The sequence below is a fragment of the Curtobacterium sp. MCLR17_040 genome, assembly GCF_003234735.1.
GTDB lineage: Bacteria > Actinomycetota > Actinomycetes > Actinomycetales > Microbacteriaceae > Curtobacterium > Curtobacterium flaccumfaciens.
The window spans coordinates 79,294-94,550 of the sequence record NZ_QKTE01000009.1 but is presented as its reverse complement, the minus strand read 5'-3'; the positions used below and the strand labels follow the sequence as shown (position 1 = coordinate 94,550).

18 protein-coding genes are annotated in these 15,257 nt (G+C 69.9%); 7 read left to right on the top strand and 11 right to left on the bottom strand.

Annotated features, from left to right (window positions below; genetic code table 11):
- The first annotated feature begins 20 nt into the window (after positions 1-20).
- Entirely contained in the window at positions 21-1,199 is a 1,179-nt protein-coding gene (locus DEJ01_RS10130) for a hypothetical protein (protein WP_111092920.1), read from the top strand.
- Between the two features lie 145 nt (positions 1,200-1,344).
- Here the strand turns inward: DEJ01_RS10130 and DEJ01_RS10125 are convergent, their stop codons facing one another.
- From DEJ01_RS10125 to DEJ01_RS10110, 4 genes are all read right to left on the bottom strand, one after another.
- Positions 1,345-2,682 (bottom strand): ABC transporter substrate-binding protein, encoded by a 1,338-nt coding sequence (locus DEJ01_RS10125; protein WP_111028690.1) that lies wholly within the window; start codon positions 2,680-2,682, stop codon positions 1,345-1,347.
- A 62-nt stretch (positions 2,683-2,744) separates the two neighbouring features.
- Positions 2,745-3,695, bottom strand: coding sequence for a carbohydrate ABC transporter permease (locus DEJ01_RS10120; RefSeq protein WP_228516621.1), 951 nt, complete (start codon positions 3,693-3,695; stop codon positions 2,745-2,747).
- The gene (locus tag DEJ01_RS10115) at positions 3,692-4,606 is read right to left on the bottom strand and encodes a carbohydrate ABC transporter permease (RefSeq protein ID WP_027467229.1); all 915 of its coding nucleotides are present in this window, start codon (positions 4,604-4,606) and stop codon (positions 3,692-3,694) included. Before DEJ01_RS10115 ends, DEJ01_RS10120 begins: the two co-directional genes overlap by 4 nt.
- Positions 4,603-6,636, bottom strand: coding sequence for a beta-galactosidase (locus DEJ01_RS10110; protein ID WP_111092889.1), 2,034 nt, complete (start codon positions 6,634-6,636; stop codon positions 4,603-4,605). The genes DEJ01_RS10115 and DEJ01_RS10110 overlap by 4 nt, the downstream gene beginning before the upstream one ends.
- 216 nt (positions 6,637-6,852) lie before the next feature.
- Here DEJ01_RS10110 and DEJ01_RS10105 point away from each other — a divergent pair, with 216 nt between their 5' ends.
- Positions 6,853-7,875, top strand: a complete 1,023-nt coding sequence (locus tag DEJ01_RS10105; RefSeq protein WP_071245173.1) for a LacI family DNA-binding transcriptional regulator — start codon at positions 6,853-6,855, stop codon at positions 7,873-7,875.
- Positions 7,876-7,959: 84 nt separating this feature from the next.
- On the opposite strand, the gene DEJ01_RS10100 is transcribed toward DEJ01_RS10105, so the two are convergent.
- The gene (locus DEJ01_RS10100) at positions 7,960-8,316 is read right to left on the bottom strand and encodes a VOC family protein (protein WP_027467232.1); all 357 of its coding nucleotides are present in this window, start codon (positions 8,314-8,316) and stop codon (positions 7,960-7,962) included.
- A gap of 85 nt (positions 8,317-8,401) precedes the next feature.
- Positions 8,402-9,016, bottom strand: a complete 615-nt coding sequence (locus DEJ01_RS10095; RefSeq protein ID WP_111092888.1) for a GNAT family N-acetyltransferase — start codon at positions 9,014-9,016, stop codon at positions 8,402-8,404.
- A gap of 88 nt (positions 9,017-9,104) precedes the next feature.
- On the opposite strand from DEJ01_RS10095, the gene DEJ01_RS10090 reads away from it, so the two are divergent.
- The 3 genes from DEJ01_RS10090 (at position 9,105) to DEJ01_RS10080 (ending at position 11,311) form a co-directional block, all read left to right on the top strand.
- Positions 9,105-9,749: a TetR family transcriptional regulator gene (locus DEJ01_RS10090; RefSeq protein WP_181438414.1), complete on the top strand. Its 645-nt coding sequence runs from the start codon at positions 9,105-9,107 to the stop codon at positions 9,747-9,749.
- Between the two features lie 78 nt (positions 9,750-9,827).
- Positions 9,828-10,289 carry a DUF4383 domain-containing protein gene (locus DEJ01_RS10085; RefSeq protein WP_027467234.1) on the top strand — a complete coding sequence of 154 codons (462 nt, stop codon included), beginning with the start codon at positions 9,828-9,830 and terminating at the stop codon, positions 10,287-10,289.
- Positions 10,290-10,489: 200 nt separating this feature from the next.
- Positions 10,490-11,311 (top strand): aldo/keto reductase, encoded by an 822-nt coding sequence (locus DEJ01_RS10080; RefSeq protein WP_111092919.1) that lies wholly within the window; start codon positions 10,490-10,492, stop codon positions 11,309-11,311.
- A 107-nt stretch (positions 11,312-11,418) separates the two neighbouring features.
- Here DEJ01_RS10080 and DEJ01_RS10075 read toward each other — a convergent pair whose 3' ends face one another.
- The 5 genes from DEJ01_RS10075 to DEJ01_RS18155 all read right to left on the bottom strand — a co-directional run bounded on the left by DEJ01_RS10075 (position 11,419) and on the right by DEJ01_RS18155 (position 13,404).
- Positions 11,419-11,880: a DUF4265 domain-containing protein gene (locus DEJ01_RS10075; RefSeq protein WP_181438413.1), complete on the bottom strand. Its 462-nt coding sequence runs from the start codon at positions 11,878-11,880 to the stop codon at positions 11,419-11,421.
- Between the two features lie 32 nt (positions 11,881-11,912).
- Entirely contained in the window at positions 11,913-12,500 is a 588-nt protein-coding gene (locus DEJ01_RS10070) for a HEAT repeat domain-containing protein (RefSeq protein WP_111092886.1), read from the bottom strand.
- Positions 12,501-12,543: 43 nt separating this feature from the next.
- A complete protein-coding gene (locus tag DEJ01_RS10065; RefSeq protein WP_111092885.1) occupies positions 12,544-12,915 on the bottom strand; it encodes a hypothetical protein in 372 nt (123 codons plus the stop codon).
- Positions 12,916-13,051: 136 nt separating this feature from the next.
- Positions 13,052-13,267, bottom strand: a complete 216-nt coding sequence (locus tag DEJ01_RS10060) for a hypothetical protein (RefSeq protein WP_111024047.1) — start codon at positions 13,265-13,267, stop codon at positions 13,052-13,054.
- Entirely contained in the window at positions 13,267-13,404 is a 138-nt protein-coding gene (locus DEJ01_RS18155; RefSeq protein ID WP_181438412.1) for a hypothetical protein, read from the bottom strand. Before DEJ01_RS18155 ends, DEJ01_RS10060 begins: the two co-directional genes overlap by 1 nt.
- 181 nt (positions 13,405-13,585) lie before the next feature.
- Between DEJ01_RS18155 and msrA the strand changes: the two genes are divergently transcribed.
- Together msrA and DEJ01_RS18415 are read left to right on the top strand one after the other, a co-directional pair.
- On the top strand, positions 13,586-14,107 hold the full coding sequence (gene msrA, locus DEJ01_RS10055) for a peptide-methionine (S)-S-oxide reductase MsrA (protein ID WP_071404762.1): 522 nt from the start codon (positions 13,586-13,588) through the stop codon (positions 14,105-14,107).
- A 241-nt stretch (positions 14,108-14,348) separates the two neighbouring features.
- Complete coding sequence (locus DEJ01_RS18415; protein ID WP_258375677.1) at positions 14,349-15,254, top strand: Ltp family lipoprotein; 906 nt, start codon at positions 14,349-14,351, stop codon at positions 15,252-15,254.
- The last annotated feature ends 3 nt before the right edge of the window (positions 15,255-15,257 follow it).

Below are 15,257 nucleotides of genomic sequence, written 5' to 3'. Positions count from 1 at the left end.
GAATCAATACAGTGAGCGACATGACGAACACGATCACGCTCCGGGCCGCGTGGCCCGCCGCCCTGCTCGGCGCGGCCGCCCTGGCCCTGACCGGGTGCGCCACGAACACCGACGCCGGGTCCGACACCACTGCGACCCCGAAGGCCGACGGGACCCGCATCACCCTGACCTACGACGGCGGCCTGCTCGTCCTCGACCAGGACCTGCGAGTGGTGGCCGACGACGCGATCGACGGCTTCACCCGGGTCAACCCCGCCGGTGACGGACGCCACGTGCTCGTCACCGTGCCCGAGGGCTTCCGGGTCCTCGACACGCAGGCCGAGCCGGCCCTGACCGACGCGGTCTTCCCCGCCGACACCGGTGGCCACGCGGTCGTCCACGGCGACCGCACCGCCCTGTTCGCCGACGGCACCGGCGACGTGACGACGTTCGACCACACCGAGCTCGACGGCGCCGACCTGCCCGAGGTCGAGACGACGAAGTCCGAGGCCGCCCACCACGGCGTCGCGATCGAGCTCGAGGACGGCACGCTCCTGACGACCATCGGCACCGAGGAGAGCCGCTCCGGCGTGCGCGCCCTGGACGCCGACGGCACGGAGATCACCCGGTCCGAGGAGTGCCCCGACGTGCACGGCGAGGGTGCGGTCAAGGGTGAGGTCGCGGTGTTCGGCTGCACCGACGGCGCCCTGGTCTACCAGGACGGCGCGTTCGAGAAGATCGACGCCCCGACCGAGTACGGCCGCACCGGCAACCTGTTCACCACCGAGGACTCGTCCGTCGCCGTCGGCGACTACAACGACGACCCCGACAGCGAGGGGTACCTGCTCGACCAGATCGCCCTGATCGACGCGGCCTCGGGGAAGTACACCGTCGCGGACATGCCCGACGGCGTCGGCTTCACGTTCCGCGACCTCGCCCGCGGCCCCGGTGACGAGGCCGTCGTGCTCGGCGACGACGGTGCGCTGCACAGCTTCGACGAGACGACCGGCGAGCAGCTGGAGTCGTACCCGGTGATCGACGCGTGGGAGGGCCCGACCGAGTGGCAGGACGCCCACCCGGCCCTGAAGGTCGAGGGTGACGTCGCCTACGTCACCGACCCCGCCGAGCGGAAGATCCACGCCGTCGACCTCACCACCGGGAAGGTCATCGCCTCGAGCGACGAGCTGCCGGGCGTGCCCAACGAGATCGCGGTCGCGTAGCGACGAGCGAGCGACGAGCGCGCTGCGAGCGCGCGGCGGGGTCCGGAACACGACCCCGAGACGCAACAGGAGGCCCGTGGCGATCCCGCCACGGGCCTCCTGTCCGTCGTCAACGCGTGGACCGCGCGACGTCAGCCGCCGTCCGTCAGCCCTTGACCGGGATCGACTGCGCCTTGAGCGCTGCGATGGTCTTGGACTGCCCGGACTCGAGCGCCTCGCTCAGGGTGCCCGAGCCGGACGCCGCCTGCCCGAAGCCGTCGGACACGTCCGAGTAGGTCTGCGTCATCGTCGGACCCCAGGTGAAGGGCTGGATGTCCTTCGCCGCGGTGGCGAACTCCTCGTAGATCTTCTGGCCACCGTAGAAGTCGAGCCCCTCGGTCAGGGCCGGCAGGTCGGCGCCGGTGGTCGAGGCCGGGTACAGGTTGGCCTCCTTGTTCAGTGCGGAGAGCGCCTCGGTCGAGGTGTTCAGCCAGACCAGGAACTTCGACGCCTCGGCCGGGTGCTTGCTGCCCGCGAAGACGACGTTCGACGAACCGCCCCAGGCGGCCGACTTGGTCTCGCCGGACTTCCACTGCGGCATCGGAGCGACGGCCCACTTGCCCGAGGTCGACGGCGCGCCGCTCGAGATGGTGTTCGCACCCCAGACCGCGGAGACCCAGGTCCAGTCCTTGCCGCTGTCGTAGGCGTTGTTCCACTGGTCGGTGAAGCTCGGCAGGGTGTTGACGAGCTTCTTGTCGATCAGGTCCTGCCAGTAGTCGGCGACCTTCTTCGACGCGGCGTCGTCCAGGTTGACCTTCCAGTCCTGGCCGGAGTTCTCGAACCACTGGCCGCCGGCCTGCGAGACGAGCCCGGCGAACTGGTTGACGTCACCCTTGGCGAAGTTGGTGATGTTGCCGCCGAGCTTCTTGATCTTGACGGCGTCCTCGGCGTACTCCTCCCACGTCTTCGGGGCGTCGAGGCCGGCCTTCTCGAACAGGTCCTTGCGGTAGTACAGCGCCATCGGGCCGGAGTCCTGCGGCACGGCGTAGACCGACTTCGACTCACCGAAGGTGACCTGGTTCCACAGGCCGTCGGAGAAGTCCTTCTTCGCGTCGCTGATGCCGGCGCACGCGCCGATGTCCTCGAGGCCGCCCTGCACGCGGAACGCCGGCAGGGTGTCGTACTCGACCTGGCCGATGTCCGGCGCCTGCTTGGCCTTCAGCTGGTTGAAGAAGTTCTGGTAGGTGCCGCTGTTGCCGTTCGCGACGATCGAGACCTTGACCTGGATGTCCGGGTTGGCCTTGTTCCAGATCGCGACGACCTTGTCCATGTTCGGCACCCAGGTCGTGAAGTCGAGGGTGACCTTGCCGTCCGAGGGCTTGCAGCTCGCGGCCGCGGTGTCGGATCCACCGCCGCTGCTGCTGCCACCGGTGCTGCAGCCGGCGAGGGCCACGGTGGCGGCCACGGCGATCGCGGCGACGCTGAGGAACTTCGTTGTCTTCATGCTGTTTCCGTTCGGATGTGGTGTGGGGAGAGCTGGTGCGGGAAGGGGTGCGGGTCGAGGGGCTACTTCAGGCCGCCGGAACCCAGGCCGGAGCGCCAGAAGCGCTGCAGGCTCAGGAAGGCGATGAGCAGCGGGATGATCGAGACGAACGACCCGATGAGCACGAGGGTGCGCAGGTCCGGGTACTGGTTCACGCTCGAGTTCCACGTGTAGAGGCCGAGGGTGACGGGGAACAGCGACGAGTCGCGGAGCATCACGAGCGGCAGGAAGAAGTTGTTCCACACGGCGACGAACTGGAACAGGAAGATCGTCACGAGCGCGGGCGACATGAGCCGCACGGCCACGGTGAAGAACGTCCGGACCTCGCCGGAGCCGTCGATGCGGGCGGCCTCGATGATCTCGTCGGGCACGCTCGACGCCGCGAACAACCGCGACAGGTAGACGCCGAACGGGCTGACGATGCTCGGCAGGAACACCGACCAGAACGTGTCGGTCAGGTCGACCTGGCTGAAGATGAGGAACAGCGGCAGGGCCAGGGCGGTCGCCGGCACGAGCACGCCGCCGAGGAACACGTTGAACAGGACCTCGCGGCCGCGGAACCGGTACTTGGCCAGGGCGTACCCGCACATCGCGGAGAGCACGGTGCCGAGCAGGCCGGCCACCCCGGCGTAGGCGATGCTGTTCAGCAGCCAGCGCAGGTAGATGCCGTCCTGCCGCGTGAACAGCTCGACGAGGTTGCCGAAGAAGTCCTGCACCGAGGTGGCGCTGAACCACAGCGAGAACGTCGAGTTGAAGTTCGCGGCGGTCTTGGTGGACGAGACCAGCAGCCAGAAGATCGGCAGCAGGAAGTAGAGGGTGAAGACCCCCATCACGATCATCGCGGCGCTGCGCGAGATGACGCTCTCACGGGGACCACGCGCTCCGCGCTGGTGCGGACGGGAGGCCCGGTTCGGCTCGAGCGGTCGGCCGACGTCGCGGACGAGGTCACCTTGGGACGGGGCGTTGACGGTCATTCGGCGGCCTTCCGCTGGGTCAGTCGGAGGAACCCGATCGACAGGACGAACGTGGCGACGGCGAGGACGACCGAGAACGCCGCGGCGAGGTTGAAGTTCGGCACCGAGGACGTCGAGTAGACGAGCATGTTCGGCGTGAACGTCGACGAGATGGTCGAGGTGAACTGGCGGAACACGGTCGGCTCGGTCAGCAGCTGCAGGGTGCCGATGACGGAGAACACCGCGGTGAGGACGATGGCCGGCACCACGAGCGGGATCTTGATCGACAGGGCGATCCGGAGCTGGGACGCACCGTCGAGCTTCGCCGCCTCGTACACCTCGGCGGGGATCGCGAGGAGCGACGAGTAGATGATGAGCATGTTGTAGCCGACGTAGACCCAGGTCACGACGTTGGCCACGGCCCACAGCACGGTGCTGCCGCCGAGCAGGTCGACCCGCGAGGTCACCGCGGAGAACGGCGACAGGTCGGGGGCGTAGAGGTAGCCCCACATGATCGCGGCGATGACGCCGGGCACCGCGTACGGCGCGAAGAACGCCAGGCGGAAGAACCGCTTGCCGCGCAGCAGCGGGGAGTCGAGCAGCAGGGCGAACAGGAGCGCGAGCCCGAGCATCACCGGCACCTGCACGACACCGAACAGCAGCACGCGGAGCACGGAGCTCCAGAACTCGCCGTCCTGGAACACCAGGGCGTACTGGCTCAGACCGCCGAACACCTGCGTCGGGGCGCCGAACGTGCCCTGCCGCTCGATCTTCTGCAGCGACTCCCACACGGCGTAGAGGATGGGGACCAGGTAGAACGCCGTGAACAGGACGGCGAACGGCAGGACGAAGATCGCGATGGCGCGGCGGTAGCGGAACCCGCCGCCCCGGCGTCGTCGGGTCGCGCTGGGCGACTGTGCGGTGGTGGTCATGAGCGGTTCCTGTCGGTGCGGATGATCTGGGTCCCGCCGGGGGCGATGGCGGTGGTCCCGGTGACGGGGCGGTCGGCGACGAGTTCGTGGCCGGCCTCGTGGTGCTCGACGGTGCGGTCGGAGTGGTTCAGCAGGAAGACCCACTCGTGGGTGTCGTCCCGGCGTCGCACGACCTCGAGTCCGGGGCGGACGGCGGGGTCGGCGTGCACCCCGGCCTCGTCGAGGACGCGGTGGACGAAGCCGCCCAGCGCACCGGCGTCGAGCACCGTGGACGTGTACCAGGCGGTCCCGGCGCCGTGCTCGTTGCGGGTGACGGCCGGGCGGCCGGCGAGCGAGCCCTCGGCGTAGTCGACGACGCTCGTCGCACCGCGCAGCTCGACCGGCTCCGACCAGACGCTGCCGGTCGTGCCGTCGGACAGTGCGATCGTGGCGTCGGCGGCGAGCGGGAGGAACTCGTCCACCCGCACGCCGAGCAGCTCACGGAAGGCGCCCGGGTAGCCGCCGGTGCGGACCCGGTCGCGCTCGTCGACGATGCCGCTGAAGCAGCTGACGATCGCGTGCCCGCCGCCGGCGACGTGGTCGGCGATGACGGCCGCGTGCTCGTCGCGCACCAGGTACAGCTCGGGGACGACGACGAGCGCGTACCCGTCGAGCGGTGCCCCGGGGGCGACGACGTCGACGGTCACGCCGAGGTCCCAGAGCGCGGCGTGGAAGGCGTGGACCTGCTCCAGGTAGCGGAGCGCGGTGCTGGGGTGGGCCTCCAGGTCGGCCGCCCACTGGTTCTCCCAGCTGAAGACGAGCGCGACGTCGGCGACCACGCGTGACCCGCGCAGTTCGCCGAGCCGCTCGACCAGGGCGCCGAGCGCGACCACGTCGTGCCACGTCCCCGACTCGGTGCCGGCGTGCGGCAGCAGCGCCGAGTGGAACTTCTCGCTGCCCTGCACGGACGCGCGCCACTGGAAGAAGCAGACCCCGTCGGCACCGCGGGCGATGTGCGCCGCGGTGTTCCGGAGCATCTCCCCCGGGGCCTTCGCGACGTTGTGCGGCTGCCAGTTGACGGCGCCCGTCGAGTGCTCCATGAGCAGCCAGGGGGCGCCGCCGGCCAGGCCACGGGTGGTGTCGGCGGCGAAGGCGAGCTCGACGTGCGGCCGGGGCAGACGGTGGTCCAGGTAGTGGTCGTTCGCGATCAGGTCCATGTCGCCGGCCCACGACCAGTAGTCGAGCGCCGTGATGTGCGCGGCGACCATGAAGTTCGTCGTGACGGGCTTGTCGCTCAGCTCGCGCAGGACGGCGGCCTCGGCGCGGTGGTGGCCGAGGAGCTCGTCGGACGAGAACCGGTCGAAGTCGATGGTCTGCGCCGGGTTCGTGAACGACAGCGTCGCGCGGGGCGGCAGCACCTGCTCCCACGCCGAGTAGCGCTGGCTCCAGAACGAGGTGCCCCAGGCGGCGTTGAGTGCGTCGACCGTGCCGTACCGGGCCTGCAGCCAGCCGCGGAACGCCTGGGCGGAGACGTCGCAGTAGCAGTGTGCGTTGTGGCAGCCGAGCTCGTTCGACACGTGCCAGAGCCGCACGGCGGGGTGGTCGCCGTAGCGCTCGGCGGTGGCGCGGACCAGGGCGAGGGCGTGCTCGCGGTAGATCGGCGAGCTCGGGCAGAACGCCTGGCGGCCACCGGGCCAGCGGGTGGTGCCGTCGGCGACGACGGGCAGGACCTCGGGGTACCGGGTGGTGAGCCACGGCGGCGTCGAGGCGGTGCCGGTGCCCAGGTCGACCCCGATGCCCGCGCCGTGCAGCAGCTCGATGACGGTGTCGAGCGCGGCGAAGTCGTACTCGCCCTGGCGGGGTTCGACGTGCGACCAGCCGAAGACGTTGATCGCGACGAGGTTCACGCCGGCCTCGCGCATGAGCCGGACGTCCTCGACCCACACCTCGGGGTCCCACTGCTCGGGGTTGTAGTCGCACCCGAACGCGAGGCCCGTCGAGCCGAGGCCGAGCGCGCCGGTGGCGGTCGTCGGCAGGGTGGTGGTCGTCACGGGGATCCTCGCTGATCGGGGCGACCCCGGCCGCCTCGGTCGCGTGCGACCCCTTCGACGGCGAAGGCCACCCAGTGTTCTGGGAGCGCTCCCAGTCCACGCCGGCCGATCGGGGCCGGACATTTCTGGGAGCGCTCCCAGATCAAACACCAGCGGCTGCACCCTGTCAACTGCGAGGCGTTCCGAGGGCTCCTCAGTGGCGGATATGGTTGCCCCATGTCCGAGGTCCGATCCGCTCGTCAGCGCGCCACGATCCAGGACGTCGCCGACGAAGCGGGGATGTCCCGCGGCACCGTCTCACGGGTGCTCAACGACGAGCCGTACGTGTCACCGAAGGCGCGCGAGGCCGTGCAGGACGCCGTCCGACGCGTCGGCTACGTGCGCAGCGCCGCCGCCCGCAGCCTGGTCACCCGGCGGTCCGGGGCGATCGCGCTCATCGTCCACGAACCCTCGGTCGTGGTGCTCGACGACCCCAACATCGGCAACATCCTGATCGGCACGAACGCCGTCCTGTCCGACGCCGACCAGCAGCTCGTCACGATCATGGTCGACTCCGCCCGCGACAGCGAGCGCGTGGTCGAGTACCTGCGCGGCGGCTTCGTCGACGGCGCCATCGTGCTGTCCGCCCGTGACGGCGACCCGATCACCGGCGCGATCGAGGAGATCGGCATGCCCGCGTGCTTCGTCGGGCACCCGTCCGACGCCGCGAACATCTCGTACATCGGCATCGACAACCGCGCCGCCGCCGAGCAGATCACCCGACGGCTGGTCGACACCGGTCGACGCCGGATCGGGATGCTCGCGTCGGGGCTCGACCGCGACTCCGGGCAGGACCGCCTGGCGGGGTTCACCGCGGCACTCGGCGAGCGCTTCGACCCCGACCTCGTCGCCCGGAACCCCCTGTTCAGCTACACCGCCGGCGCCGAGGGCATGCGCGAGCTGCTCGAGCGGGCCCCGGACATCGACGGCGTGTTCGCCGCGTCGGACGCGGTCGCCGCCGGTGCGATGGACGTCCTGCAGCGCAGCGGCCGGAGCGTGCCGGGTGACGTCGGTGTGGTCGGGTTCGACGACAGCGCCTGGGCGCTGCGGTGCGACCCGCAGCTGTCGACGGTGCGGCAGCCGGCGCGCCTGCTCGGCGAGCAGGCGGCACACCAGGTCCTCGAACAGATCGGCGGCACCGACGACGGTCCACGCGGTCTGCTGTTGCCGACGGAGGTCGTCTGGCGCGGGTCCGCGTAGCCGGCCGCAGAACGGACGGGAGGCCCGTGGCGGCGTCGCCACGGGCCTCCCGTCCGTCCGTGGGTGCGTCTCGCACCCGCTGGGTCAGCCCTGCGGCGGCGAGTAGAGCTGCAGGTCGTTGCCCTCGCTGTCCTTGAAGGGGATGATCTTGCCCCACGGGTGCTCACTGATCTCGCCCTGGATGTCCGCGCCGCGCTCCTTGAGCGCGGCGACCTCGTCTTCGATGCTGCCGTCCGGCTGGAACGACACGACGGCGCCGCCGTCGCTCGCCTGGCTGGCGGACTCGCGCCCGTTCAGGCCGATCATCAGGCCGCCGGCGTCGATCTCGCTCCAGTCGTCGGACTGGTCCTTGACGGTGAGACCGAGCGTGTCGCGGTAGAACGCGACGGCGCGCTCCATGTCGCTGACCGGGACCCAGACTGCTGCGACTCCACTTGCCATGGTGTTTCCTCTCGTCGTGGTGTGCCGTGGACGGTAGGCAGGGCTCGTGCACGCCGGTACAGGGTCGGTGTCCCCCGGGGTCGGGTCAGCCGGCGGCCGGACGCCACATGCTGATCGGGGTCGCCGCGCGGAACCCCGCGATCGGCGCGCCGTCCGCGAACCCGTGCCGTCGGTACAGCCGGCGGTTCACCGGGGTGGAGGACTCCAGGTACGCGCCGTCCGACGTCCGGTCCGCGCGCTCGAGTGCGTGGCCGAGCAGCAGTCCGCCGATGCCCCGACCACGTGCTGACGCCGACACCCCGATCTCGGCGAGGTACCAGTGCGGGGTGACCGGTCGGGCGCGCTCCATGCGCCGCAGGTGGGCCACCGCGCGGAGCGCCCCGCCGAGCCCCAGGGTCCGGAGGAACGCCGGTACCTGCCGCACGAAGGCGCGGACGCCACCGGGCTGCCGACCGGGTGCCTGCCAGAAGGCGGCGCCGACCACGCGGTCACCGATCGTGGCGACGTCCACCCGCCGCGCGGGCATCGGCACCGACCGGATGAGCGCGGCGAACAGCCCGGTCAGCACGGCGGAGCGGTCCTCACCGGATCGCGGCGGCCGGAACTCGGCGAGGACCGGGTCGTCGGCGAAGGCCTCGGCGAGGACGGCCGCGGCCGCCTCGAGCTCGGCGGGTCCTGCTGCTCGGACGACGGTCTCCATGCTGACTCCTCGGGTGCTCGTTGATTTGGCCACGTGGCCGACTTCATCTTCCCGGCTGGTCCTGCACGCGCCCCGTACGCTTCCTGTGATGACCGAGGACCAGCAGTCGCGCGGGTACCGCAGCCGACAGGACCGCCGCGCGGAACTGCTCGACGCCGCGGCCCTGGTCGTGCGGGACGACGGCCTGCGCGGCCTCACCACCCGGGCCGTCGCCGCTCGCGCCGGCGTCGCCCACGGTGTCGTGCACTACGTCTTCAGTGCTCGACGCAACCTGGTCGTCGCGCTGCTCGAACGGCAGGCACGTGCGGTCCTGCCGCCGGTGCTCGCGGCCGCCGACGAGCACGACGACCTCGCCGCGGCGCTCGAGGCGGGGATCTCGGCGTACCTCGACCTGGTGCGGCGCGAGCCCGAGCGGTTCCGGGTGCTCGAAGCCCTGAGCGCGACGTCCCTCGCCCCGGACGGCGACGGGGACCTGCTCGACGCCGAACGACGGCTCTGGCGCGACGGCGTGGTGGCCGGGATCGACCGCTGGACCGCACGGCACGGGGCGACGCCGTCCGAGCCGGTGCCCGTGGTCGCCGACGCCGTGATCACCCTGGTGGACGGGCTCGCCCGCGCCGCGTGGAGCGATCCGGACGGCACCGCGACCGCCCGATCGCGGGCGTTGCTGGTGCGCGGATTGACCACCGCGGTGACCGCGGCGGTGACCGCCGCCGTGACCGCCGAGCGCTGACCTGCAAACCGACCGGGGAAGCGCTCCGAATGTCATGTGTGCCGCACACTGCGGCGCGTACAGAAAAGAGGGCTGATCATGACCAGCAGCGCAGCAACCGCACGCACCACCTCCGGTTCGACGTGGACCCAGCGGGGCGCGTTCGTCTTCGGTGTCGTCTTCCTGATCGTCGGCATCGCCGGGTTCATCCCCGGACTCACCATGGACATGGGCTCGATGTCCATGGCCGGCCACGGCTCCATGGCCCTGCTCCTGGGCCTGTTCCAGGTGTCCGTCCTGCACAACATCGTGCACCTGCTCTTCGGCATCGTCGGGCTGCTCGCCGCCCGCCGCGCAGCCTCCGCACGCCTGTACCTCGTCGCCGGCGGCATCGTCTACGCGGTGCTCTTCGTCTACGGGCTCTTCACCGCGGGCATGGCCGGTGGCGCGAACTTCGTGCCGCTGAACAGCGCGGACAACGTGCTGCACGCCTTCCTGGCCGTCGCGATGATCGTGCTCGGCTTCGTCCTGCCGCGGATCGGCACGCGCACCGCGCGCTGAACCGCAGCACACGACGGACGGGAGGCCCGTGGCGACACCGCCACGGGCCTCCCGTCCGTCGCTGGCCCCGTTCGCGCCCCCTGGCAGGCATCGCGCCCGTGTGAGTCGGGGCGCGATGCCCGAACAGGGGCGCGATGCGCGGCGGCACCGAGTTCCGCACCGTGACCGTGGCTGAACCCGACCGGCGTACTGTCCGCTGCATGCCCGCACTCATCGACACGTTCACCCTGTCCAACGGTCTGCACATCCCGAAGATCGGCTTCGGCACCTGGCAGATCCCGTCCGGCTCCGACGCGTACGACGCCACGAAGACCGCCCTCGACCTCGGCTACCGCCACATCGACACCGCCCTGGCGTACGGCAACGAGGCGAGCGTCGGCGAGGCCGTCCGCGACAGCGGCATCCCCCGCGACGAGCTCTTCATCACCACGAAGCTGCCGGCTGAGATCAAGACGGCTTCGGGCGCCCGCGACGCCTTCGAGGAGTCGAGCCGCAACCTCGACCTCGGACACGTCGACCTGTACCTGATCCACGCGCCGTGGCCCTGGAGCGACATGGGCTCCGACCACCGCGACGGCAACGTCGAGGTGTGGAAGGTCTTCGAGGAGCTCTACGACGCCGGCCGCACCAAGAGCATCGGTGTCTCGAACTTCGCCGTCGCCGACCTCGAGGACCTGCTCGGCCGCACGGACGTCGTCCCGCACGCCAACCAGATCCGCTGGTTCATCGGCAACACCCAGGACGAGACGACCGCCTTCGACCGCGAGCACGACATCCTGACCGAGGGATACTCCCCGCTCGCCACCGGCGGCCTGCTCGAGAACGAGCAGATCGCCGAGATCGCGGCGAAGTACGACAAGACCGTCGCCCAGGTCGCGATCCGCTACCTGCTCGAGAAGGACGTCCTGCCCCTGCCGAAGTCCACGACCCCGTCGCGCATCTCCGAGAACGCCGACGTCGACTTCGTGCTCGCCGCCGAGGACGTGGCCGCGCTCGACGCGCTCGAGGACACCGCGAGCTGACGCGGCCCTACCCCGGACGGGAGGCGCGGTGCCAGCTGGCACCGCGCCTCCCGTCCGGCGTCCTGCACCGATTCAAGGGCTCGCCAGCCCGTGGCGCGCCCGCCCGCTCAGCGCTCTGCGCTGTCGTACTCGATGAGTCCGTCGTCTTCCAGCCGCTGCAACCGGTCCGCGAACTGGTCGGCGGCCGCATCCCCTCGGATCGCTACTCCTGTGATCGAGCCCCACGTCTCGACGGCTCCGCCGAATTCGTGGATGACATCGTGAGCGATGCGGAAGGCGCGTGCATCACGAGGGCTGACCCTGAAGACCCACGACTGTCCCCGTTCGACACGACCTCCGTACTCAAGCTGTCCGGTTGAAGTGTTCTCGACCGTGTCGATGATGTCTCCGAGATGGACGTCCTTCGCGAACAAGGGGACGCAGCTGACGACGTTGCGGCCGTCGTCGAGGACGATGATCGTCAGGTCTTCGTAGCGGATCGGGTCCCACGACGGATCAAGCTCCACACGGACGACCTTCTCGACTCCGAGCACTGGGTTGTCGTGCGTGACGACGGTGTCATCCGGCATTCCTACGGTTCCTTTCGCAAGCGCGGCGCGCTTCATCCGATCTTCCGCAGCCCGAGCGCAGCCTTCTTCCGCACCCACGGGCGGTCGTCGGTCAACTTCTCCTCGAACGCCGCCCGCGCTCGCGGGTTCGGCCGCTTGCTCAACGCGAACACCGCATGCCCGCTGATGTCGTGGTCGTCCATGAGCTGCAGGAGGACATCGACCGCTTCGGGCCGCTTCGACTTCCCCAGCGCGAGGGCCACCATCTGCCGTGCTCCTCCGTACTGCGGATCGAGCGCGAGCGCTGCCACGTCATCGAAGTACGTGTCCACGTACGCGGTCTCGATCGAGTTCCCCACCGCCCAGCGCGTGCCCGCTTCGTCGGTGAAGTTCCGGAACGCCTCGACCAGCGCGGGCATGGCTGCGCCCTTTGCCGACGGGTTCGTCAGCGTACGAGCGACTGCCCGCTGCATCATCGGCGTCCGCGCCTTCCCTAGCCACTCGATCAGCGTCGGTACCGCGTCCTTGTACCGGACACCGGCCTGGGCGAAGGCGGACAGGTTCGAGAAGTCGTACCCCAGCGCTCGGAGGTCGGCCAGGATCGCCGACTGCTCGGCGGCTTCTTCTGGAGTGAACGGCATCAGGTCCTCGGGAGGGTGGGGCGGCGATTACGGTTCACGACCGTCATCGGATCGACAGATCGATCGCGACGACACCGAGCACGAAGATCAGGACGATGACCACGAGGCCGATCGTGGGTATCAGCACCTGTCGCCGCACCGTGGGAGCACCGGACGCCCCGATGACCCAGGTCGTGATCGCGACGACGAGTGCGAGGAGCGGCACGAGGAACTGTGCGGTCTCCCCGACGGCGTACGAACACCGCATCGTCTCGTCGGAGCCACACGGGGTGTACTGCAGCTGCGCGGCGAGCATCCCCGGCAGCGAGCCGATCGCCACGAACACCTCGAGGAAGACGAGGAAACAGAACGCGAGTCCGAGCAGCCGCCAACCACGTGGACGGCGCTGGACTTCGTCGATGGATGACCGCTTCATGTGAGGCTGACCGTACCGCGCCGACGTCTCCCGAGAGAGTCTCTGGGCACCCTCGACCGCGAACGCGACAGACGTCCACGTGTTTCCACGAGCAAGGTCATTCCGCTGCGATGCTGATCACGTCGAGTCGAGGGTGTCATGCGTAGGCCTTCGTCACCGCGACGGAGAACGCCGTGACGATGAAGAGGAACCCAAGGCAGATCAGCACGATCTCGATCGGGGTGTTGCGATGCTTCTGCCCTCGTGGCCGACTCCGTGCGCGCCGAGCGGAACTCAGGACCGCGATACCCGACGAAACAGCGCCCCCGAACACGAGCATGCTGAACAAGACCTGCCACAACTGCTGGCTCATCAGAGGAATCGCAGCCGTGCCGTGAGGTCGCCGTCTGCGGTACCGGCGTCGCCGAGGAGCTCAGCGACGGAGCGGCTGCCGCACGCGTTCGTCTCCTGACGGCGCTGGACTTCGTCGTGCACCGATGACCGCTTCATGTGGCCCGACCGTACCGCAGGGGTGACACGGAGCACGGGCTCGTAGGGTCGAGTCGTACCGACCGCACACCCGGGTGGGTCCGCGCCCCACAGCGGACCTGACGACGGGAACAGATCGTCCCTGTTGCCGGTTGCACCACACGGTGTCGCAGCCAGTGACACGAGAGCCCAGGAGGCCACCATGACCACCACCGAGACCGCCATCCTCGCCGGCGGATGCTTCTGGGGAGCGCAGCAGCTCCTCCGTCGTCGTCCCGGCATCGTCAGCACCCGCGTCGGCTACTCCGGCGGCGACGTGCCGAACGCGACGTACCGCAACCACGGCGACCACGCCGAGTCGGTCGAGATCGTCTTCGACCCGTCCCAGATCTCGTACCGGGACCTGCTGGAGTTCTTCTTCCAGATCCATGACCCGTCGACGAAGGACCGCCAGGGCAACGACATCGGTCGGAGCTACCGTTCGGCGATCTTCTTCACCTCGGACGAGCAGAAGCAGGTCGCGCTCGACACCATCGCGGACGTCGACGCGTCGGGCATCTGGCCCGGCAAGGTCGTCACCGAGGTCACCGCGGCCGGCCCGTTCTGGGAGGCCGAGGACGAGCACCAGGACTACCTCGAGAAGAACCCGCATGGCTACACCTGCCACTTCGTGCGTCCGGGCTGGAAGCTCCCGCACCGCGACGAGGCGACCGCGGCCGTCTGACCTGACGAACGATCGAGAGGCACGGAGCCAGCTGGCTCCGTGCCTCTTCCTTTTGCCGTGTCCGCCGAACGCGAGCGGCGAAAGCGGCGTGGTCCCCCAGTTCTGGGTGGTCGCCGAACCACATCGCTGCGGGTTCGCGCAAGGTTCAGAGCTGACTCGATCTCTGCGGTGCACCGGGGTCCGGACCGGTTGTAACGTTTGCTCGCCTTTGCTGATCCTCAGAACTTCCGGAGAACCCGACATGCCCGAGACCACCCCCACCGAGCAGCCTCCTGCCTACGTTCCCGCGGCTCCCGAGCCGCGTCCGGCACGAGGCCGCCTCGGCACCGCAGCGGTCGTCCTCGGGGTCCTCGGGATCCTCTTCGCGGTGATCCCGCCGACCAACGGGTTCGGCATCTTCCTCGGCGTCGTCGCGGTGGTGCTCGGCATCATCGGCATCCGTCGCAAGGGGCGCCGTGCCGTCGCGGGGACCGTCGTCGGCGCTGTCGCAGTGATCCTCGGCAGCATGCTCGCGGGCGTCTACAACGGCTCCTCCGACGACTCTGCTGCCCCTGACGCTCCCGCCGCCACCGAGGTCGCCGCTGCCAGCCCGGCCGCTGCGACCGAGGAGTCGAAGAAGGCGGAGAAGCCGAAGACCCCCGAGAAGGCCGCCGCCGAGAAGCCCGCCGAGGCATCCGGAACCGTCGGACAGCTGCAGGCAGCTGCCGCTGCGAAGAGCTACCTCGACTCCGGCATGGGCTTCTCCGCCGCCAGCCTGCTCCAGCAGCTGACCTCGAGCGCGGGCAACGGGTTCGCCCAGGCGGACGCACAGTGGGCCATCGACCACTCCGGTGCCGACTGGAACGCGCAGGCACTCGCCGCAGCCAAGGGGTACCTCGACTCGGGCATGGGGTTCTCCGAGGCCAGCCTGAACGGTCAGCTGACGTCGAGCGCCGGCAACCAGTTCACCCCGGAGCAGGCGCAGGACGCCGTCGCGAAGGCCGGGGCCGACTGGAACGCACAGGCGGTCACCGCCGCGGAGGGCTACATGTCCTCGGGCATGGGCTTCTCGCGCGCGAGCCTCATCGCACAGCTCACGTCGTCCGCAGGGAACCAGTTCACGCAGCCGCAGGCCGAGTACGCGGCGACGCAGGTCGGGCTGAACTGACCT